Genomic DNA, 20,430 nt, shown 5'->3' with positions numbered 1-20,430 from the left:
CTAGCCCGTGCCGGCGATGCCGCCGCGGCCCCCATATAGGGGAATACGGCCGCAAAACCAATCCTGTCTCTCGATGGCTGCCCTTCGCGGATCAGGTCCGAAAAGGCGGCCCAAAAGGCCGCCTTTTTGTGGGCCAGTGGCCGAGCTTACTGGTTATGGTTCTTCAGGACCTGGTCGCAGGCCTGAGAGATCTTGGCCCGGTTCTCCTTGAGGCAGGCCAGGATGGTGAAATCGCCTTGGTCGATGACCGGACGGCAGAGCTTCTGCACATCGCGCGAGCAGGCCTTCTGCTCGGCGTCGGTGCCGCGCCCTTGCTGGGCGAACGCTGCAGTCGAGAGGGAGGCCGACAGCAAGGTGAGAGCGACGAGAAGCTTACGCATTGTATTCCTTCATTCTGACGGCAGAATCGCACCTATCCCGGGCAGCACTGGGCGACGACCGGAACGGATTGTTCTGATGGCAAGTCGCCGCGGGAGTAGCGGCCTCGGAGAAGGCACAAGCACTGGCAAATGCGGCCAAATTGGCGCCACGTCCACCAAATCAGGTCTTCCCTGCGCCTTCTCTGGCAAATGTAAGAGACTGATACTACGTCATAATCCACGTGCGCTGCGTTTTGCTGCGCACCTGTTGCAGAGCTGCATCTCTCCATCCCGCCTTGGGCGCCAGAAACATGCCGAAACGCAGAGAATACGGAGGCTACCCATGGCATACGCGCTTCGCGATGCCGACATGTGGGCGGCCGGCCATTGAACCTGACACAGGCTCGGAACACTAAACCTTCGATGTGGCGAGACGTTCTTAGTGACAAGCGGACGTCGTTCCAAAACGGGATATTTTGAAGATGAAGTTCTTTGGGCGATCTGAACTGGCAATCAAGGCGGCCGGCATCGGCGCTGTGCTGCTCTTCTCGGTTTCGACAAGTCAGGCTCAGTCGTCCGGACCGTTTGCAGGTTTCGAGGGCGCGTGGACCGGCACGGGTACGGTGTCGCTGTCCGACGGCTCCACCGAGCGCATCCGCTGCAAGGCCGACTACAAGGTTGCCGGCACCGGTCTCAGCCTCAAGCAGGCGCTGCACTGCGCGTCCGACAGCTACAAGTTCGACCTCACCAGCGACGTGACCAGCCAGGGCGAGCGGATCTCCGGCAATTGGAGCGAGACTAACCGCAACATCTTCGGCAATCTCCAGGGCACCGCCGGTGGCGGCCAGATCGAGGTGTTCGTCGAGGCCAACGGCTTTGCCGCCAATCTGTCGCTGCGCACCAATGGCACCAAGCAGACGGTGCAGATCTCGTCCAAGGGCGAGATTCGCGGCGTCAACATCACGATGACGAAGGGCTGACAGCTCTTACCGCTTCGAAAGCAGCAAGCCCCGGTTCTCGCGAACCGGGGCTTTGTTGTTTTTCGGAGACGCGGCGCGATCGTCCGGACCGCACCGATTGCATGTCTGATGAATGAAACCGGTCAGATCGCCGGCTTGTCGGTGCCCTGAAGCTTGGCGTGCAGATTGATCAGCCACATCGCCGTCGGCCGCAGGATGAAGAGATCGGCGACGAGCGCCATGACCATCGAGAAGGCGCTGAGCCAGCCGAACAGCCGTAGCGACGGCAGGTCGGAGAACACCGTGACGACGAGACCGCAGGCGAGCACCAGCGTGGTCAGGATCAATGCCGGGCCCACCAGCACGGTCGCGCGCTCCACCGCGAGCGCCGAGCCGACGCCCGGCTTGCTCTCGAGCCTGAGGCGGTTGAGGAAGTGGATGGTGGCGCTTAAGCCGAGGCCGAACGAAACGGTCAGAGCCACGACACTGGCGAATTGCAGTCCCTCACCCATCGCCCACAGCACCGTTCCCGACATCACGACGGGGAAGATGCCCGGCAGGATGCAGGCGAACATCACCACCCAGGAGCGGAAGGCCAGGCCGATGAAAATCGCGACCAGCGCGAATTCGACGGTGAGCCCGCGGTTGAGCTTCTCGATCATGCCGGCCGAGTTGCGCGCGGCAATCGCGGCAAGACCCGTGACCGCCACTTCATAGCCGGGATGTTTCTTGCGGACGGCGTCGAGCTCGGTATCGAGCTTGTCGACGATCGGCAGGAGCTGGCTGGAATCCTTGTCCGGCACGCGACCTGCGACCACGACGGCGTCCTGCTCGGCATCGATGAACCGACGCACCAGATGCTCCGGAATGACGCTGACATATTCCTTCAGGGTCGCGACGTCGGCGCTGCCGGCCTTGTCCGCGAGCCAGCGGCGCAGGGTCTCGACCGACCAGACATTGCCGACACCGGCTGCCTTCTCCACCGTCGCGTGCACGTCGGCGATGGTCTGCAGCGTCTCCGGCGAATAGAGCGATTCACCCTTGGGGAACTGGATCAGAACGTTGACCGGGTTGGCGCCGGTGAGCTTGGCGTCGAGCCGGTCGCTGGCGGCGACCGCCTGGCGCTTGTCCGGCACCTGGTCGGCGAGCCGGTAGCGCGGCTCCAGATTGGCGTAGATGACGCCGAGGCCCGCCACGAACAGCACCGCGATCAGGCTGAACAGGCCGGGACGGCCCACCATGCGCACCGCGATCCAGTAGCAGAAATTACGCAGCGCCTGCACGCCGGCATCCGCAGTCTGGAACTTGGTTGCAAAGACCTTCTCGTTGCGCACCAACAGCACGCCGAACACCGGCACCAGCGACAACACCGCGACCAGCGCGATGATGGTGGCGGCGAGACCCGCCTCGCCGAACTTGCGGATCAGATCGGAGTCGGAGAACTGGAGCGCGATGAAGGAAATGCCGGCGGTGCCGTGCGTCAGCACGCAGGCCGGTCCCACCACCAGCACCGCGTTCTTGAATGCGGTGAACTTGTCCTGGCCCGCGATCAGCCGGTCGCGCGCGGCGAAGGTGAGCTGCATCGAGTCCGAGAAGCTGATGACCATGATGAGCGGCGTCATCACGTTCAGGAACATGTTGAGGTTGAAATTGGCCCAGCCGAGCGCGCCGAGCGCCAGCAGGATCGCGATCATCGGCGGGAACGCCGCCGCCACCATGAACGAGATCTTGCGGAAGAAGATGATGGCAATGACACAGCCGGCGAGAATACCGAGGATGTTGTAGGTGAGCCCGTCGCGCTCGACCGCATTGCGGATCTCGAGCTGCATCACCGGCACGCCGGAAAGCTGCACGTTGAGCCCGGTGTCGCCGAGGTCTTCCTTCATCAGCGCGCGGATGTCGGCGACGGTCTTGGTCAGTTTATTGGAGGCGACCACCTCCGGATCGAGCGACAGCACGATCAGCGCCAGCGTGCCGTCCTCGGACAACAGCTTGCCGCGGATGATCTCGTTGGCTTTGACGCCCTCGATGAACTTGTCATAGGCCGCGCCCTCGGGCAGCTCGGGCGGGAACAGCGCGGCGGGAAGCTTGCCCGGCGCCGGCGCCTGACGCGCGGAGAACAGCGAGACCAGTCCGCGCGTCCCCTCGACCAGCTGCATGTCGGTGACGAAGTCGCGCAGCTTCTCGAGGTTGTTCCGCGCCAGCAGGGTCTTGCCCTCGACCACGACGAGGACGTCGAATTCCTCGGCTGGGAACTTCTTGGTCACCGCTTCGTACTGGCGGAATTCCGGCGTGTTGGACCGGAACAGCTGCGACAGCGAATCGTCGATCTTGATCCGGTGAATGCCGAACACGGCGCCGACGATCAGGAAGAGCAGGACGATGCAGGAGACGATGGGCGCCCGGACTGCGAACAGCCCAATGCGCTCCAGCCCGAAGGCGATCGAGGACGCAGGTCCCTGCTCGACCTTGTCGACATGAACCTCACTCTCGCTGTGCTTTTCGAGCATGCCTTGTCCAGTTCCTAAATCGGCTCGGGTCTGTGAGCTTGTCGCGCCCCGCGAACGGCTTGAAAATGCCATACCAATGGGAGGCTTGCCCTTTGAAAATGCGCAGAAAATCGCCGCGAGGGGTTTAGCAGGTCAATCACCCTTCTCGCAAGCAGGCGGAGTGTGGCCGAATCGATCAAGATGTGGCGATTTTGCCTTAATGCCCTTCATTCGGGCAAAGCCGTGCCAATTCGACGCGGCGGACGGTCCGCGCTCTCGTCCTTCAGCGCCACACCGCTCACTTCCCGCGCGAGCCCCTCGCGGACCAGCCAGGCGATCTTGAAGGCCGCCTCGTCATAGCTCAACCCGGCCTTGTGGATGTTCGACACGCAATTGCGCTCGGCATCGGTGCGGCCCGGCTTCGGGGCGAAAGTCAGATAGGCGCCGAGACTGTCGGGCGCCGACAGGCCCGGCCGCTCGCCGATCAGCGTCGCGACCATGCGCGCGTCGAGAATGGCGCCGATCTCGTCACCGAGCGCGACGCGCGCGCCTGAGGCGACGACGACATGGCCGATCGCGACACCATCGTCGGCTGCGAGCAACGGCAGCAAACGCATCATCAGCGCGGCCGCATGGGCGTGGACCGCCGCCGCCGACAGCCCATCGCCAATCACGACCGCGAGTTGGCACGGCTCCGAGGCGCTCCGCGCCAGGGCCTCGATTGATCCGGCATCGAGCCGTCTGCCCAGGTCGGGCCGCCGCAGATAGTCCCTGCGATCGACCGCCCGGCTGTTCGCCGCGGTGACGACGAGGCCAAGCGCGCGGAGATCCGCGACCAGCCGCGGCGCATCGAAGACGGCATGCACGGCATCGCGCGCGCGGGCATGGTCCAGCGTGAAATCGAGCAGTGCCCGCGTCGGCAGGCTCGCGCCGCTGCGCCCGAGCGCGACGCGCGCGGGGGTAAGCGACCGCAGATCGAGGGTCGGACGACGCGGGAGGGCCGGATCAGACATGTTGTGTCATTCGGCGGGGACGGAAGCCTCGCGTAGCCGGATCGAATAGTTCGAGGCGTTCTGCTGGCCGGTCGAGGCCGCCCGCGCAAAAGTGATGAGATGGTGCGCGATCAGGGTGCAGCCGATCAGGCCCTCGAGGTCGCCGCGCTTGATGCGGCCCAGCGCGAACTTCCAGAACACGCGCTTGTAGTCGCCGAGCACGCCGACCTTCCAGAAGATGTTTCGCAGCATGACGAGGCCGCGCCTGATGTTGGGCCAGGTCTTCATCTCGTCCGGCGTCGGCATTTTCAGGCGGTGCACGTAAACGTGGTCGCATTGATACTGGAAGCGCGCGTAGACCTTCTCGGGCTCGTAGGCGACGGCCATGGCATGCTTCCAGGACGCGACGACGTCGTCATAGGGCAACAGGAAGTTGACATTGGAATCGCGGCCGTCGTCCTCGACCAGGCGCCCCTCGCGCTCCAGACGGTCCCACAGCGGCGTCTTCGGCAGTGCCTGAAGCAGATTGATCGTGAGCAGCGGAATCCGGGAGTCCTCGACGAAGGCGAGCAGCGCCTCCGACGTGTTGGGCTTGTCGGTATCGAGCCCCATGATGATGCCGGACACGACCTCCATGCCGTAGGAGTTGATGGTTTGCACGCCCTCGAGGATCGGGACCATCATATTGTGGTCCTTGTGCATCGCCTTCAGCGCATCGGGGTCGGGCGTCTCGATGCCGCAGAAGATGGTGACGAAATAGGCCTCGCGCATCTTCTCGAGGATTTCCGGCCGCTTGGCGATGTTGAGCGTCGCCTCGCAGGCGAGCCGCACCATGTAGCCGGTCCTCTTCTGCCATTCGATTAGATGCGGCAGGAGGTCCAGCGCCGCCTTGCGGTTGCCGATGAAATTGTCATCGACGAAATAGACCGTGTCGGTCATGCCGCATTCGCGCAGGCGGTCGAGCTCGGCGATGATCTGCTCCGGCGATTTGAGGCGCGGATTGCGGCCGTAGAGGCCGGGGATGTCGCAGAACTCGCATTGATAGGGACAGCCGCTGGAATACTGGATGCTGCCGAGGAAGTACTTCTTTACGTCGGCGAGCTCGTAGGCCGGGATCGGAAACTCCGTCATCGGCACGCGGTCCTTGGTGGTCAGCACCACCTGCGCTTCCGGACGCGTGGTATCGCGCGACAAGATTTCGAGCAGCTGATTGGTGGCGTCGCCGAGTTCGCCGACATGGAGATAGTCGAAGGAGGGATAGTAATCCGGGCAGGCGCTGACGGAGGGACCGCCGAGCGCGACGGGCAGATCGAACTCGTGGGCGCGGCGGCAGATATCGTTCATCTGCTGGCGCTGGATGTGCATGCCGCTGACGAAGACCGCCTCGGCCCACTCGAACTCTTCCCTTGTCGCGCGGCGAAGGTTCTCGTCGACGAATTTGACCTGCCATTCCTTGGGCAAATAGGCCGCGAGCAGCAAAAGTCCCTGCGGCGGCATGAAGGCGCGGACGCCATCGGTCAGGGGGTAAGAATGCTCGAACGTCCCGAACGACGATGTGTATCGCGGAAACACGCAGAGAATCCGCCGGGACGTCCCGTTACTTTCAGCTCGCATCAAAGCTCCCCCGCCACGCTCGACTTAGCCGCGGAAATTGCCAGACAAGCACATAGCGTAGTGCTGCCGCCGGAATTTCTCAATATTGTGGCATGAGCCTAATTCCCTAGGGCACCAATGGTTTCCTCCGGCCGCCGGGCGCCTCCGCCGCGTCACGCGATCAGCCGTGACGCAAAATCGGGCAGCAGGCCTGCATCGCCGGCAAGACGGAAATCTGGGCTCGCAATGCCGGACCCCACCAGCCAGTCGTCGAATTCCGGTGCGCGGCGCAGACCGAAGACGTCGCGGACGTAGAGCGCGTCGTGAAAAGACGTGGACTGATAGTTCAGCATGACGTCATCGGCGCCGGGAACGCCCATGATGAAGGTGACGCCGGCGGCCGACAGAAGCGTCAGCAGATTGTCCATGTCGTCCTGGTCCGCCTCGGCGTGATTGGTGTAGCAGATGTCGATGCCGAGCGGCAGGCCGAGCAGCTTGCCGCAAAAGTGATCTTCCAGCCCGGCCCGGATGATTTCCTTGCCGTCGTAGAGATATTCCGGGCCGATGAAGCCGACCACGCTGTTGACCAGAAGGGGCGCAAAGGCGCGGGCGACCGCATAGGCGCGCGCCTCGCAGGTCTGCTGGTCGACGCCGTGATGGGCATTGGCCGACAGCGCCGATCCCTGCCCAGTCTCGAAATACATCACGTTCTGGCCAACCGTACCGCGCTTCTGCGACAGGCCGGCCTCCTGCGCCTCCTTCAGAAGCGCAAGGTCGATGCCAAAACTGCGGTTGGCAGCCTCAGTGCCGGCGACCGACTGGAACACGAGGTCGACCGGCGCCCCCTGCCCGATCAGCGAAAGCGTCGTGGTAACATGGGTCAGCACGCAGCCCTGGGTCGGGATCTTCAGCCGCGCGATGACCTCGTCGAGCAGCCGCAGCAATTGGCCGATCATGGCCGGGTCGTCGCTCGCCGGGTTGATGCCGATGCAGGCATCGCCGGCGCCGAGCAGGATGCCATCGAGGATGGAGGCGGTGATGCCCCTGGCGTCGTCGAAGGGATGGTTGGGCTGGAGCCGGGTGCTCATCCGGCCCTTCAGGCCGATGGTGTTGCGGAAAGCGGTGGTGACCTGGCATTTCCGCGCCGCCAGGATCAGATCCTGGTTGCGCATCAGCTTCGAGACCGCGGCGGCCATCTCCGGGGTGATGCCGCCTCCTAACTTCCGCAAGATTTCGGGCGTTGCGGCGTCCGACAGCAGCCAGTCGCGAAAGGCACCGACCGTCAGCGAAACCACCGGCGCGAAGGCCTTGGCGTCGTGGCTGTCGATGACGAGGCGGGTGACCTCGTCCGTCTCATAGGGGATGACGGCTTCCTGCAAGAACTGCCCGAGCGGGACGTCAGCCAGCGCCATCCGCGCCGCGATCATCTGTTCGGCGCTGGCGGCGGCGATCCCGGCCAGCCGGTCGCCGGAGCGCGGCGGCGTCGCCTTGGCGAGCAGGTCGCGCAAATCCGGGAACGTGTAGGTCGTGGCGTCGATGGTGTGGCGGTAGACCAAAGGTCTCTCCGGGGTTCGTCGGCCAGAGGCCGACTCCAGGGCGATCCCAAGACTATACCTTCAGATCAAGACGCTGAAATATCTACCTTTCTTTCGGCCGAGGGCAAAGGGGGCCAAACCCGGCGTTAACGCCGCGTCCATCTTCATTCTGCATAGTTTTGCAATCATTTGCACGACCGCGCTCTCCGGCCGCTCCCGGCCATTCGGGCCCCTGAAAACCATGACAACTGACCGACCTGGGAATGCCACCGGCCTCGCCGGCCGCTTCACGCTTGCCAACAAGCTCTACGCCATCTTCGCGCTGTTCGCGTTGCTCACGGCCGCGATCGCGATGCTGTCCGATTACAACAGCCGCCGCGGTGCCGACCTGACGAGCGCGATCGAGACTGCGAACGCCGCCGCGCTGAACGTCGAGCGGGTCAACTCGCTGGTCTATGCGGTCGTGATGGAATCGCGCGGCGTCTACATGTCGACCGAGCCCGCCGTGGTGAAGAAATACGGCGAGGGCCTGCTCAAGTTCAACACCCAGATCCTTGACGTCGTGAAGCGCTGGGAGACCATCGTCAAGGCTGACGATGCCGAGCAGTTCGCCACCTTCAAGAAGCGCATCGAGCAGTTCGTCGAGTTTCGCAAGGAGCTGGTGCGCCGCGGCGTCGAGATCAATGCGGCCGCGGGCCGCGAATGGGGCGACAACGACGCCAACCGCACCGTGCGTTCGGCGCTGAACAAGGATCTCGAGGGGCTGTCCAAGGTCTATGCCGAGCGCGCGAGGCAAATCGCGCACGAGACCGAGACCAATCGCATCCTGTCCCTCGTCCTGACCTGCCTCGCCGGCGTGGCGCTCGCGCTCGTCGTGATCGGCATCGTCATCATCGCCCGCTCGATCGCACGCCCCCTCTCCGCCATCACCGCGACCATCAAGCAGGTCGCTGACGGCGCCGAGAACGTCGTGGTGCCCCACAGCCACCGCGCCGACGAGATCGGTGCACTGGCCCGCGCGATCCAGATCTTCCAGGACGCGATGGCGCGTAACCGCAACCTCGCCTCACAGGTCTCGCAGGACTCCGCCGCGCGCGAAGAGCGCGCCCGCCACATCGAACAATCCGTCGACACGTTTCGCGAGGCGATCGGCGCGATCATGCGCGGCCTCAGCGACAACGCCTCCGTGATGCGCGAGACAGCGCAGACCATCACCCGCGTCACCGCGGACGCGAGCAGCCGCGCCGGCACGGCGGCGAACGCCACCGAGCAGGCTTCGCACAACGTCACGGCGGTGGCAGGCGCGGCCGAGGAGCTGTCGGCGTCGGTGGTGGAGATCGGCCGGCAGGTGCGGCAATCCGCCAGCGCGGTCGAGCAGACCGGCCAGCGCACCGAGAAATCCATCGCCGAGATCGAGAGCCTGGCTGCAGCCACGCAACGCATCGACGGCGTGCTCAGCCTGATTCAGGCGATCGCCGAGCAGACCAATCTGCTCGCGCTCAATGCCACCATCGAGGCCGCGCGCGCCGGCGATGCCGGTCGCGGCTTCGCCGTCGTCGCACACGAAGTCAAGGCGCTCGCAGGACAGACCGCGAAGGCGACCGCCGACATCAGCGAGAACGTCTCGATGATCCAGTCCTCCACCCGCAACGCAGTCGATGCCGTCCGCGAGATCGGCGGCGCGGTGCGCGAGATCAACGACGTCACCTCGGCGATCGCCGGCGCCATCGGCCAGCAGGATGCCGCCACGCGCGAGATCTCGTCCAACGCGCAATCGGCGGCCCAAGGCAACGAGACCCTCGTCGCCAACATCAGCTCGCTCCGCGACGCCATTGGCGAGACCGATACGGCGGCCTCCTCGGTGCTGACGGCTGCGAGCAGCGTGACCGAGACGGCGGAGACGCTGTCGCGCGAGGTGGAGAAGTTCTTCCAGAACCTGCGCTCGGGCGCAGCGGACGGCCGCATCGCCAAGGCCGGATGACGGGACGTCCACCGGCGGCGCTGGGGTCGCTCTATCAATAAAACGCGAAAACAACCCCATGCACAGTAGCCGGGGACAGCGATTTCAATGGCTTGGCCATCGGCGTTACTTTTTGCGGATTTTGCGAATCCATTTGCTCTGTCGGGCAAAACAGGGGCATGATGTCAATGTTGGAGCTTTCCGCGCTGGGGGCCGGCAGATCGTGGAAAGCCGAAGGCCGGCTGAGGCCGCCTCTCGTCGCTTGATGCCCCATAGACAATGATCCAGAACTTTTAGCGAAACTATCCAGCCGCCTCTGCGTCGGTATGCGGAGGGAATTACAGCATGTCTGCAGACGGCCAATTCGACGAACAGGAGGTCCTGATCTTGCGCTACCGGGCGTTGGAGCGAGAGGTGACCGATCCGATTGCCGCCGTTCTGCTCCACGACATCGTCCAGGATCTCGAAGCCGATCTTCATAGAGACCGCGCGATGGCTCTCTCCGCAATCCCATCTTCCAAGTCATAATCGCCAATCATAGCGAGTTGATCTGTCTTTCGGGCACGGGATGCCTGCGAACAGAGTGGCGGCAGCTGACGATATCTGTTCAGCCATGGAACCATTGGGTTCCCAGTCTATTGCCTCACTGACACCTCACATTTGGAGAACACCATGAAATTTTTCACAGCCGCTCTGGCGGCCGCAGCAACCACCCTTCTCGTGACCGCTGCTGCTGCAGCCCCGCTGTCCCCCAACCTTTCCGCCGCTCCGGACAGCAACGTTCAAAACGTGCGCATGGTCTGCAATGAAGACGGTCGTTGCTGGCGCGAGCGCGGCGAGCGCCGTGTTATCATCCGCGATGGGCGCGATTCCTACGGATATGCGCCTCGCGAGCGCTACATCGAGCGGCGCGGCTATGAAGAGCGCAGCGGCATCGGCTTCCGTGCTCCCGGCGTGAGCGTCGGGATCGGCACCGACCGCTACTGAGATACGAATCCTGTGAATGCAGAAGCCGCGGAGCAATCCGCGGCTTTTTTGAACTCACTGGACGTCAACAAACTCGCCGCTTTTCCCGGCCTAGCGAGGAGCTGTGATCAGGCAGCCATTCAAAGCACGAACACCGGAAGAACTGATTTCTCTATTGAGCGCCGTGGCGATGGCCATTCTCGCCGCGATCATTGTCATGGTGCTGTATTATGGTCGCGAGATCATCATTCCGATAGCGCTGGCCGTCTTGCTCAGCTTCGTGCTGGCGCCTCTGGTTCGACTGGTTCAGCGACTGCGCATTCCACGCAGTTTGGCTGTGGTGAGCGTGGTCGTGATCGCCTTCGCGTTCATATTTGCGATGGGCAGTCTGCTCGCTACCCAACTCGCCCAGCTGGCCGGCGATTTGCCGCGATATCAGTCCACAATAAGCGAGAAGATCCAATCCTTCCGTGAGACCACGGCCGGTCGGGGCACGCTCGAGCGGGCTTCCAGCATGTTGAAGGACCTCAGCAAAGAACTCGACAAGCCCAAGGAGGCCGCGAATTCGTTGGGGACCATAGCAGCTCCGAAAGCGGTCCCGCCGAAGCCCGTTCCTGTGGAAGTGCTTCAGCCCGATCCCGGCGCGCTGGAGAGCTTGCAAACGCTGATTTCACCATTGCTTCATCCGCTCGCAACGACCGGGATCATCGTCATATTCGTGATCTTCATTTTGCTTCAGCGCGAGGATCTTCGTAATCGTCTGATCAGGCTGGCCGGTTCGGATGACCTGCAGCGCACCACGGCTGCCCTTGATGACGCGGCGAGCCGCCTCAGCCGGCTTTTCCTTATCCAGCTTCTCGTGAACGGGGGCTTCGGCATCATCATCGGAATCGGTCTCTGGCTGATCGGCGTTCCAAGCGCGATCCTGTGGGGCATTCTGGCGGCAGTGCTGCGCTTCGTGCCTTACATTGGGGCGGTCATCGCCGCCGCCTTCCCTCTCGCTCTCGCGGTTGCGGTCGATCCAACCTGGACGATGCTGCTGTGGACGATCGCGCTGTTCGTGGTGGTGGAGCCCGTCGTCGGCCATGTGCTGGAGCCGATGGTCTATGGACACAGCACCGGACTGTCGCCGGTGGCCGTTGTCGCTTCCGCGACGTTCTGGACGGCGCTCTGGGGTCCGATCGGCCTCGTTCTGGCAACACCCCTTACGGTGTGTCTGGTCGTCCTGGGCCGCCATGTCGAGCGCCTGGAGTTCCTGGACGTCATGTTTGGAGACCGACCAGCGCTCTCTCCGCCCGAGATATTCTATCAGCGGATGCTCGCCGGCGACCCGACCGAAGCATCTGCAAAAGCCGAGGAGTTCTTGAAGGAGCGATCTCTCAGCTCTTATTACGACGAAGTCGCCTTGCGAGGACTGCAGCTGGCTCAAGCGGATGCCGAGCGCGGCGCTCTGGATCCCGACCGGCTGGCTAAAATCAGGGATGCGGTCCAGGAATTTGCCAATAACATTTCGGAGCAGGATGAGCGTCCGCCGCCGAAGGTCGGCCCGACCACAGATGTCGAAGCTACATCTGCCATAGAAGGCGTGGCTGAGGATGCGCCTTATGAGGGTCTGCGGGTGCTGCGCAAGGAGGACTTGCCCACTGAATGGCAAGGCGAACATCCCGTGCTCTGCGTGGCCGGGCGAAATCCGATCGACGAAGCCGCTGCGATCATGCTGGCTCAACTGACCGGAGCGCATGGCTTGTCGGCCAGAGTCGAGGCAGCGGAAGCGTTGTCGACGGCGAATATCTTCCGGCTGGAGACCGATGGGGTCGCCATTGTCTGCCTCGTCTATATGGATGCAAGCAGCCCGGCCCATATGCGTTACTCGGTGCGACGGCTTCGCCGTAAATTGCCGAAGGCTACAATCATTCTGGGTTGCTGGATGAAGGACATCGACCCAGCGGCGCTGGAAAATCTGCGGGAAGGCGCCAAGGCGGATCTGGCTGCTGCAACTCTGGGCGGGGCGCTTAAACTCTGCATAGAGGCGACGGGTGTGGACTCCCTTGGCACAGTCGCTGAAGGCCGGATTTCGAAGATCACGGCCGGCTAGCAGTTTATACGCGGAGACATGGCTGCTGCAGGCGCGCAGCAAACCCGAAAGGCCTTCCTTCCTGCCGACATCGGATCCGGCTCGAGGCCCGTGCGTCCTGGCACTCCCTCAGTCACATACAAAGGACCGTGCTGCGCGACCTTCTGGTGCGACGGTTCAGCCAACCGGCCCGGGGGTCCAATCGCCGCCGGCAAGCGGCCGCACCTTTACATCGGGAATGACCCCGCGCTGCAGGCCCGGATCGAAATGGCGCATCGTCCGCTCGTTGAGGTCGATGATGCGGCCAGGCCTTAGCGGTCCCACGTCATTTATCTTGACGATGACCTTCTTGCCGACGGCCTCTACGAGGGCGTATTTCGGCTTCGCGCCAAACTGGACTCCACCGAATTTCTTACGCAAACTCGTTTTGATGGCGGCCGACCAGACTGAGGGATCATAGCGCTCGCCGGAGGCTGTCTTCGGGCCGCCCTCCTCTTTGCCCGGCTTGAACGGATTGTACGTGGACGCCGCGCCGACGATCGCTTCCCCGGAAGCGACATTGACGACAGCGCTTGAGTGAACTCCAGCGGCTTCGCATCGAGCAACAGTAACGGAAACGGCAAGCGCAACCACGGCGCCGCAAATTGCGGCGCTGGATCGGAACACCATCATATCTCCTGTGATTTTCGATTGTCCGGTTCCGATGCCTCAAAACATCATCAAGCAAACGCGGAAGCGTTCGGGTTCGCGATGTTTACAGGTCGAGCCAACCCCGGCTGCGGAACCATTGCAGGAACCAGAATGGTTCCAAACGGTGTTTTTAGTTGTCGCCGTCTAAGACGGACATTGCGTCAACAGCGTGACAAGAAGAGGCCACGGCGAAATGGCGCGGCCACATGAGTTCCGCGGCGCTCACAATCAGATTGATTGTTCCACTCGCCTGTCCGACCTTCTCTTCTTTCCCATCGACCGTCCTTTCCGCAGAAGCGATCAACGCAGATACACTGCTGCACAGGCGTGCACCCTCTCAAACGAAGAAGAGATCGCCCCTACTCCATCACCCGCTCCGCTTGATCGGATTGTAACGGCAAATCTGCTACGCTGCCGCGCGAACGCGGCAAGCGATCATCCGACCTATCTTGCAGGCCGGGAACGCAGCAGGGAGTGGGATCGCGGCCTTGCCCCGCAACGGGCGCGGCTAGAGCGTCCGCGGTTTCTCGTCCGATTGATCGATCGAGAACAGTCCGCTGAGCGCCTTGATGTTAACCGGCTTTTCGACACGTGGCACGGCTGCATAAGCATCCGGAATCGCCCAAGCGTCATAACCGGTGGTGAACACGAACCGCACCCCGCGCGTCCGAAGTGCGTCGGCAACCGGATAGGAGCGTTCGCCGCGAAGATTGATGTCCAGGACGGCGCCATCTATCCGCTGTTCGGCCGCAACCAGATTCAGGGCGTCCTCGACCGAGCCCGCCGGCCCAATGACCTCAGCGCCGCGATCTTCCAGCGCACGGGCCAGGTCGGCGGCGATCATGTACTCGTCTTCGACGACGAGGAGCCGCCGGCCTAGTAGTGATTGCGACTCAGTCATCACGCTTCTCCTCGCTCGCGAGCGGCACGGCGATTTCGCAGTGGACGCCGTCAGGTTCGAACCGAAGCTTCGTTTTGGCGCCGAGCTGATAAGGAAGTGCTCGCTCGATCAATTCGCTTCCGTAGCCTTTTCTCGCCGGCCCGCCCTCAGGCATGGCAACCCCGCTTTCGGACCATACCACGGTTGCTTGCCGCCTGGATTGATCGTTCTTGACCTCCCATCGCACCGTCAGCCGGCCTGAGGGTTGGCCGAGGGCGCCGTATTTTACCGCATTCGTGGCGAGCTCATGCAGCGCGAGAGCCATCGATTGCGCCGACATCGCCGGCAACGGCGCCGCCGGCCCCTCGGTCGTCACCTTCTCCACGTCGGCACTGGCGTGCGCCTCCAATTCGGCCCTGACCAGATCACCGAGTTCAATCGGCCGATTGTCGCTTTGCGCGAGCAAACCCTGAGCCCTGGAGAGGGCGCCCAACCTGCTTTCAAAGTCGTCTGCAAAGTCGTCCAGGGACGGGCTCGATCTGATCGTCTGCCGGGCAAGTGATTGGACGACCCCGAGCAGATTGCGCCTGCGGTGCTGCAGTTCGGCCAAGAGAACCTTCTGCCGATCTTGAAGCACGCGCAGTTCGTGGATGTCCGTCATCGTGCCGACCCAATCGACAGCGTCTGCATCCGAACTGACTTTCATCGGTACCGCGCGGGTCTGATGCCACCTGAAGTCTCTGTCGGCGGAACGCCTGACGCGGTGCTCGACGTAATACTCGCCCTTGGCGCGCGCTTCGAGCCAGGCCGCCTGGGTCTCTTCGCGATCATCCGGATGGATCGCGTCAAGCCAACCGAAACCGATGCTATCAGCGAAGCTCAGACCGCTGAAGATGGTCCATTGCGGGCTGGCCCAAGTGCGCTCACCATCAATTTTTGAGCGGAAAACCAGCTGGGGTAAATTGGTGGCGAGAACGCGGAACAGCTCCTCGCTTTGCGCGAGCTGCTCCGCAGCACGGTGCTGGCTGGTCCGATCGCGCAACATCTTCACGAAACCCGCGTCGCGCTCCGCCAGCGGCATCAACAGGCCCGAAGCCCAGAGCCGGGTGCCGTCCTTGCGCATCTGCCAGCGTTCGTCCTCGGCGCGGCCCTGAGCTAACGCGCTGCGTCGTTCTTCGGCTGCCGCCTCAAAACCACCCTCCTCGGCGGGAAAGATCACGTCCGCCGATTCTCCGATGATTTCGTCGGTCTTGTACCCGAGTAACCGCTCGGCGCCGGGGTTCCAGCTGGTGGTGATGCCGTTCGGGTCTATCGTGAAGATAGCAAAGTCCGTCGCGCTCTCGAATACGAGACGCAGCAGCTCATTATCCGCGGGGACGGCCGGACCGTTTGTCGGATGATTGCTCTCCTGCACGCGGACGATCTCCAGCGCTCGCGCTGGGCAGCGCGCCAACTGCCAGCGACAATCGCGACCGTCCAAGGACGTTCCTAAGCTGGTTCACGACCCAGGTTCCCGCAGCAACGGGGGACGTCCGGTAACGGTCCTACCCGGCCATCACCCCGCCGCGCTTGATCAGCTCCTTCCCTACCGCGGCCAGATGCACCTGATCCGGTCCGTCGCCGATGCGGATGAAGCGGGCGTAGACGTAGGCACGCGCGAGGAATGTGTCTTGCGAGACGCCGGCGGCGCCGTGGATCTGGATGGCGCGGTCGATCACGCGGGCGGCCATGCTTGGCACCACGATCTTGGCGGCCGCGATCAGGTCGCGCGCGGCCTTGTTGCCTTCGCGGTCCATCCTGTCGGCGGCTTGCAGCGTCAAGAGCCGCGCCTGCGCGATCTCGCAGAATGAGTGCGCGATGTCCTCGCGCACCGAGCCCTGCTCTGCGAGCGGCTTGCCAAAGGCCGTGCGGGAGACGGCGCGCTGGCACATCAATTCCAGCGCGCGCTGGGCACAGCCGATCAGCCGCATGCAATGATGGATGCGGCCGGGACCGAGCCTGCCTTGCGCGATCTCGAAACCGCGGCCCTCGCCGAGCAGGATGTTCTCGGCCGGCACGCGAACGTTCTCGTAGACGATCTCGGGATGGCCGACCGGCGCGTCGTCATAGCCGTAAGTGAGCATGTCGCGGACGATGCGCACGCCGGGCGTCGCTCTCGGCACCAGGATCATGGATTGCTGGCGGTGGCGGTCGGGATCGTCGGGCGCCGTCTTGCCCATCACGATCAGGATCTCGCAATCCTCGTTCATCGCGCCCGAGGTGAACCATTTGCGGCCGTTGATGACGTAGTCGCCGCCGTCGCGCTTGATCTCGCATTGAATGTTGGTGGCATCGCTGGAGGCGACCTGCGGCTCCGTCATCGAGAAGCCGGAGCGGATGCGCCCCTCCAGGAGCGGCTTCAGCCAGCGCTCCTGCTGTGCCGGCGTGCCGTAATTGGCCAGCACCTCCATGTTGCCGACATCGGGCGCCGAGCAATTGAACACCTCCGGCGCCCAGAGGATGCGGCCCATGATTTCCTTCACCGGCGCGTATTCGAGATTGGTCAAGCCAGTGTTGTTAGGGTCTTGGCCGTGCTCGCCGGAGAGGAACAGGTTCCAGAGCCCCTGCTCGCGCGCCAGCCGTTTCAGGTCCTGAAGGACCTGCGGCGTCCTGTAGCGTGTCGCTTCCGGCTTCACCTGCTCGTAGTAGAGCTCCTCGACCGGCTCGACATGCGTCCGCATGAACCGGCGGACACGCTCCTGCAGCTCGAGCGAACGTTCGGAGTGGTGAAAATCCATGGTGTTCTCCTCTTCCCTTCTCCCTTGCGGGAGAAGGTGGCATAGGCGGCCTTCGACCGGCGTTCCTAAGAACGCCGAAGCAAAGCTTCGGCTATGGGCCGGATGAGGGGTTGTATCCGCGAGTTCAAATGTAGAGACGACTCGCGGAGAGAGACCCCTCACCCGGCTCGCCGCTTCGCGGCGATCCACCCTCTCCCACAAGGGGAGAGGGTGCACCGTCTCTGCAGCCGCTCGCTTCGCAGTCCCTCACATGCCGCGCAGCAGCTCGCTCGCGACGATCCAGTCGTTGCCGTTGAACTGAAGCATATAGCCGTCCTTGATCGGGCGGAAATCCTGCGGCGTGGTGTTGAGCGTGATGCCGGGCATCAGCAGCGATAGCGGCACGTTCTTCAAATTGGCCGCCTGCGCCATGATGTTCTCACGCGTCAGATTGTCCTTGCACTGCTTCAGCAAGACGACCAACGCCTCGGCGACGGTGTAACCGTAGAGACCCGCGACGTTGTTGACGTCGGCATTGGGCAGGCGCTTCTTCATGAAGTCGATATAGGCCGTCATCGCCGGATCGTCCTTTGGCGCCTCGACGAACGGCTTGAGCGAGCCGAGCGAGAGCACGCCCTTGCCGGCATCGAGGCCAGCCGGGACCATCACGGTTGCCTTGTTGGCGCAGCCCGAGGCGAGGAAGCGCGTTGCCTGCCAGCCGACCTCATGCGCTTTCCGGATCGCCTGGGCGCAGGCGCGCGGCGTCACCGAATAGATCATGAACACGTCGGCCTTGGTGTTCGCGAGAGTCAGCACCTGGGAATCGACGGTGGGGTCGGCGACCTCGAAGCTCGACGCCATCGCGATCGCCTTGTCGGCGTCGGCACCAAGCGCTTCCTTGACGCCGCGCAGATATTCCTTGCCGGCGTCGTCGTTCTGATAGAGCACCGCGAAGCGCGCATTCGGGTTCTTGGCGCGGGCATAGGCGACGTCGATGGCCGCCTCGCTGGTGTAGTTCGGCGCCCACGGCAGCGCCATCGACCAGGGCATGTTGGCCGGGTCGTTCCACTTCGAGGCCGAGCTGATCAGAAACAGCTGCGGCACCTTGTTGCTGTTGAGATATTTCGCAATCGCCGAGCTCGGCGCGGTGCCCATGGTCGCGAAGATGAAGGCGACGCCATCGCCCTCGACCAGCCGGCGCGCCGCTTCCATGGTCTTCGGCGGCGAGAAGGCGTCGTCGAGCGACAGGAGATTGAGCTTGCGGCCGTTGATCCCGCCCTTCTCGTTGACCTCGTCGAAATAGGCCGAGATCACCCTGCCGGTGATGCCGAGCGGCGATGCGGGGCCGCTATAGGGCATGGTGTTGCCGATCTTGATCTCGGTGTCGCTGACGCCCGGACCGTAGGATTTTTGCGCGGAGACAGGCGTGGACAGGCAGGCAGCCAGCGCTGCAGCCAGGACCAAAGCGGCTTTCATGGTTTCTCCCCGGTGATGATCGCCACGACTCGGAAGGCGCGACGTGCTGCTTTTTGCCAGCACATCAGATCAGCGGAGTTCCACAAGGCGGTCTTGCGTCGAGTTGCTGATCAGCCGGTGCGCAGCCGCCCTCGCGGGCAGCACCATTGACGCAAATCAAGACCGGATGCGTGCCTCAGCCGCGTGTCCGCTCCATCTCCAGCTCGGCCTTGAGATTGTCGAGATCGCGATAAATTGAAGCAATCGCAAGGACACGGCCGCCCTTGCGATACTTCAGCAGGCAGTCCTTGCCGGAAATGCTGCCGTCGATCGCGATGTCGTCAAAACTATCGGCGTGGCCGACATAGTTGATCGGCACGTCATAGTGCTGCGACCAGAAGAACGGCACGGCCTCGAAGCGCTCGCGCTTGCCGAGCATGTTGCGGGCCGCGGTCTGGCCCTGCCGCTCCGCCACCACCCAGTGCTCGACGCGGATAGTTTGCCGCGAATGCGGATCGGGCCAGCGCGCGATGTCCCCGGCCGCAAAGATACCGGCTATGCTGGTCTCCAGATATTCGCTTACGCTGACGCCCCGATCGGCCGCAAGCCCTGCCTGCTCGGCAAGCGCGAGGCGCGGCTTGACGCCGATGCCGACCACGACCAGGTCGGCCTCGATCACGCCGCCGCTCTTCAACGTGGCGCGCGTGCCGTCCAGCTTCTCCACCGTGTCCTCGAGGTGGAAGTTGACGCCATTCTCCTCATGCAGCGCGCGCACGAAGTCGCCCATCTCGGGACCGAGCACCTTCTGCATCGGCCGTTCGTCCGGCGCGACCACGTGGACCTCGATCTTGCGTGCCCGCAAGGAGGCCGCAACTTCCAGGCCGATGAAGCTGGCGCCGATCACCAGCGCACGCTTGGCGCTGCCGGCCGCCTCAATGATGGCGCGGCTGTCGGCGACGGAGCGCAGGGTGTGGACATGAGGCTGGTCGGCCCCCGGAATCTGCAATCTGACCGGCTCGGCGCCGGTCGCGAGCAGCAGCCGGTCGAACGGCAGCCTGTCGCCGTTGCCCAGCGTCACGTTGCGCGTCTTCGCCTCGATCGCGGCGACATTCGTGTTGAGCCTGAGATCGATGCCGGCGTCCCGATAATAGTCCTCGCCCCGCAGCGGCAGCCAATCCTCCGGCGCGTTGCCCGCGAGGTAATCCTTGGAAAGATTGGGCCGGTCGACCGGCATCGCGCTGTCATTGCTGAGCATGGTGATGGCGCCGGCAAAGCCCTCGCGACGGAGCGTCTGCGCCGCCGCGAAACCCGCCGCGCCGCCGCCGATGATGACGAATTTTTCCGGCGTTGGCGCCGTCCGGTGAGGCGCCGGAGGCTTCGGCATCTCGCGCTTGCGCTGAACGACGATCTTGTCCTGATCGCGCGAGACCTCCCACACCGCCAGCGCGTTCAGCGCCGGCGGACGGGTCGCCTCGCCTGACCGCAAGGAGAAGCAGGCATGATGCCAGGGACAGCGGATGGTGTCGCCAACCACCAGTCCTTCCGCAAGCGGTCCGTGATAGTGGCTGCAGGTCGGCTCGATCGCAAAGATCTCGCTGCCGGCCTGCACCAGCAGGACGTCTTCCTCGCCGACATGGCCGAGCAATTTGCTGTCCTTGAACGCGGCGAGCGTCACGCCTCGGCTCAAGTCGGGTCCGCTAGGCTTCTTGTCCTCGGTCATGG

16 protein-coding genes are annotated in these 20,430 nt (G+C 63.5%); 5 read left to right on the top strand and 11 right to left on the bottom strand.

Features of this window, described 5'->3' with window-relative positions; translation table 11 throughout:
• Window positions 1-146: 146 nt before the first annotated feature.
• The gene (locus tag IVB41_RS01500; protein WP_007593627.1) at window positions 147-380 is read right to left on the bottom strand and encodes a hypothetical protein; all 234 of its coding nucleotides are present in this window, start codon (window positions 378-380) and stop codon (window positions 147-149) included.
• Window positions 381-841: 461 nt separating this feature from the next.
• Between IVB41_RS01500 and IVB41_RS01495 the strand changes: the two genes are divergently transcribed.
• On the top strand, window positions 842-1,339 hold the full coding sequence (locus IVB41_RS01495; RefSeq protein WP_027516853.1) for a hypothetical protein: 498 nt from the start codon (window positions 842-844) through the stop codon (window positions 1,337-1,339).
• Window positions 1,340-1,461: 122 nt separating this feature from the next.
• Here the strand turns inward: IVB41_RS01495 and IVB41_RS01490 are convergent, their stop codons facing one another.
• The 4 genes from IVB41_RS01490 to IVB41_RS01475 form a co-directional block, all read right to left on the bottom strand.
• Window positions 1,462-3,828 (bottom strand): RND family transporter, encoded by a 2,367-nt coding sequence (locus IVB41_RS01490; RefSeq protein WP_247426043.1) that lies wholly within the window; start codon window positions 3,826-3,828, stop codon window positions 1,462-1,464.
• A gap of 206 nt (window positions 3,829-4,034) precedes the next feature.
• Window positions 4,035-4,820, bottom strand: a complete 786-nt coding sequence (gene eutC, locus IVB41_RS01485) for an ethanolamine ammonia-lyase subunit EutC (protein ID WP_247426042.1) — start codon at window positions 4,818-4,820, stop codon at window positions 4,035-4,037.
• A 6-nt stretch (window positions 4,821-4,826) separates the two neighbouring features.
• Window positions 4,827-6,413, bottom strand: coding sequence for a B12-binding domain-containing radical SAM protein (locus IVB41_RS01480; RefSeq protein WP_247426040.1), 1,587 nt, complete (start codon window positions 6,411-6,413; stop codon window positions 4,827-4,829).
• A gap of 152 nt (window positions 6,414-6,565) precedes the next feature.
• The gene (locus IVB41_RS01475) at window positions 6,566-7,948 is read right to left on the bottom strand and encodes an ethanolamine ammonia-lyase subunit EutB (protein WP_247426037.1); all 1,383 of its coding nucleotides are present in this window, start codon (window positions 7,946-7,948) and stop codon (window positions 6,566-6,568) included.
• 220 nt (window positions 7,949-8,168) lie between these two features.
• Between IVB41_RS01475 and IVB41_RS01470 the strand changes: the two genes are divergently transcribed.
• The 4 genes from IVB41_RS01470 to IVB41_RS01455 all read left to right on the top strand — a co-directional run bounded on the left by IVB41_RS01470 (window position 8,169) and on the right by IVB41_RS01455 (window position 12,948).
• Window positions 8,169-9,908 (top strand): methyl-accepting chemotaxis protein, encoded by a 1,740-nt coding sequence (locus IVB41_RS01470; RefSeq protein WP_247426035.1) that lies wholly within the window; start codon window positions 8,169-8,171, stop codon window positions 9,906-9,908.
• Between the two features lie 324 nt (window positions 9,909-10,232).
• Window positions 10,233-10,415: a hypothetical protein gene (locus IVB41_RS01465; protein WP_247426033.1), complete on the top strand. Its 183-nt coding sequence runs from the start codon at window positions 10,233-10,235 to the stop codon at window positions 10,413-10,415.
• 144 nt (window positions 10,416-10,559) lie between these two features.
• Window positions 10,560-10,874, top strand: a complete 315-nt coding sequence (locus tag IVB41_RS01460; protein WP_247426031.1) for a hypothetical protein — start codon at window positions 10,560-10,562, stop codon at window positions 10,872-10,874.
• A gap of 169 nt (window positions 10,875-11,043) precedes the next feature.
• Window positions 11,044-12,948, top strand: coding sequence for an AI-2E family transporter (locus tag IVB41_RS01455; protein ID WP_247426029.1), 1,905 nt, complete (start codon window positions 11,044-11,046; stop codon window positions 12,946-12,948).
• Window positions 12,949-13,104: 156 nt separating this feature from the next.
• Here IVB41_RS01455 and IVB41_RS01450 read toward each other — a convergent pair whose 3' ends face one another.
• The 6 genes from IVB41_RS01450 to IVB41_RS01425 form a co-directional block, all read right to left on the bottom strand.
• Window positions 13,105-13,596, bottom strand: a complete 492-nt coding sequence (locus IVB41_RS01450; RefSeq protein WP_027568999.1) for a septal ring lytic transglycosylase RlpA family protein — start codon at window positions 13,594-13,596, stop codon at window positions 13,105-13,107.
• A gap of 529 nt (window positions 13,597-14,125) precedes the next feature.
• Entirely contained in the window at window positions 14,126-14,518 is a 393-nt protein-coding gene (locus tag IVB41_RS01445) for a response regulator (protein ID WP_197031184.1), read from the bottom strand.
• A complete protein-coding gene (locus IVB41_RS01440) occupies window positions 14,511-15,911 on the bottom strand; it encodes a sensor histidine kinase (RefSeq protein WP_247426027.1) in 1,401 nt (466 codons plus the stop codon). The genes IVB41_RS01445 and IVB41_RS01440 overlap by 8 nt, the downstream gene beginning before the upstream one ends.
• A 130-nt stretch (window positions 15,912-16,041) precedes the next feature.
• On the bottom strand, window positions 16,042-17,274 hold the full coding sequence (locus IVB41_RS01435; protein WP_247426025.1) for an acyl-CoA dehydrogenase family protein: 1,233 nt from the start codon (window positions 17,272-17,274) through the stop codon (window positions 16,042-16,044).
• A 246-nt stretch (window positions 17,275-17,520) separates the two neighbouring features.
• Window positions 17,521-18,729 (bottom strand): ABC transporter substrate-binding protein, encoded by a 1,209-nt coding sequence (locus tag IVB41_RS01430; RefSeq protein WP_247426023.1) that lies wholly within the window; start codon window positions 18,727-18,729, stop codon window positions 17,521-17,523.
• Between the two features lie 175 nt (window positions 18,730-18,904).
• A complete protein-coding gene (locus IVB41_RS01425; protein ID WP_247426022.1) occupies window positions 18,905-20,428 on the bottom strand; it encodes an FAD-dependent oxidoreductase in 1,524 nt (507 codons plus the stop codon).
• Window positions 20,429-20,430: the final 2 nt, after the last annotated feature.

The organism is Bradyrhizobium sp. 44 (genome assembly GCF_023073095.1).
Lineage (GTDB): Bacteria > Pseudomonadota > Alphaproteobacteria > Rhizobiales > Xanthobacteraceae > Bradyrhizobium.
Note: the sequence above shows the minus strand (reverse complement) of the source record. Positions and strands in the feature narration are given on the sequence as shown.

Coding starts and splice junctions, on each gene's coding strand:
- IVB41_RS01500 (WP_007593627.1), bottom strand. CDS start 380: ATGCGTAAGCTTCTCGTCGCTCTCACCTTGCTGTCGGCCTCCCTCTCG.
- IVB41_RS01495 (WP_027516853.1), top strand. CDS start 842: ATGAAGTTCTTTGGGCGATCTGAACTGGCAATCAAGGCGGCCGGCATC.
- IVB41_RS01490 (WP_247426043.1), bottom strand. CDS start 3,828: ATGCTCGAAAAGCACAGCGAGAGTGAGGTTCATGTCGACAAGGTCGAG.
- eutC (WP_247426042.1), bottom strand. CDS start 4,820: ATGTCTGATCCGGCCCTCCCGCGTCGTCCGACCCTCGATCTGCGGTCG.
- IVB41_RS01480 (WP_247426040.1), bottom strand. CDS start 6,413: ATGCGAGCTGAAAGTAACGGGACGTCCCGGCGGATTCTCTGCGTGTTT.
- IVB41_RS01470 (WP_247426035.1), top strand. CDS start 8,169: ATGACAACTGACCGACCTGGGAATGCCACCGGCCTCGCCGGCCGCTTC.
- IVB41_RS01465 (WP_247426033.1), top strand. CDS start 10,233: ATGTCTGCAGACGGCCAATTCGACGAACAGGAGGTCCTGATCTTGCGC.
- IVB41_RS01460 (WP_247426031.1), top strand. CDS start 10,560: ATGAAATTTTTCACAGCCGCTCTGGCGGCCGCAGCAACCACCCTTCTC.
- IVB41_RS01455 (WP_247426029.1), top strand. CDS start 11,044: ATGGCCATTCTCGCCGCGATCATTGTCATGGTGCTGTATTATGGTCGC.
- IVB41_RS01450 (WP_027568999.1), bottom strand. CDS start 13,596: ATGGTGTTCCGATCCAGCGCCGCAATTTGCGGCGCCGTGGTTGCGCTT.
- IVB41_RS01445 (WP_197031184.1), bottom strand. CDS start 14,518: ATGACTGAGTCGCAATCACTACTAGGCCGGCGGCTCCTCGTCGTCGAA.
- IVB41_RS01435 (WP_247426025.1), bottom strand. CDS start 17,274: ATGGATTTTCACCACTCCGAACGTTCGCTCGAGCTGCAGGAGCGTGTC.
- IVB41_RS01430 (WP_247426023.1), bottom strand. CDS start 18,729: ATGAAAGCCGCTTTGGTCCTGGCTGCAGCGCTGGCTGCCTGCCTGTCC.
- IVB41_RS01425 (WP_247426022.1), bottom strand. CDS start 20,428: ATGACCGAGGACAAGAAGCCTAGCGGACCCGACTTGAGCCGAGGCGTG.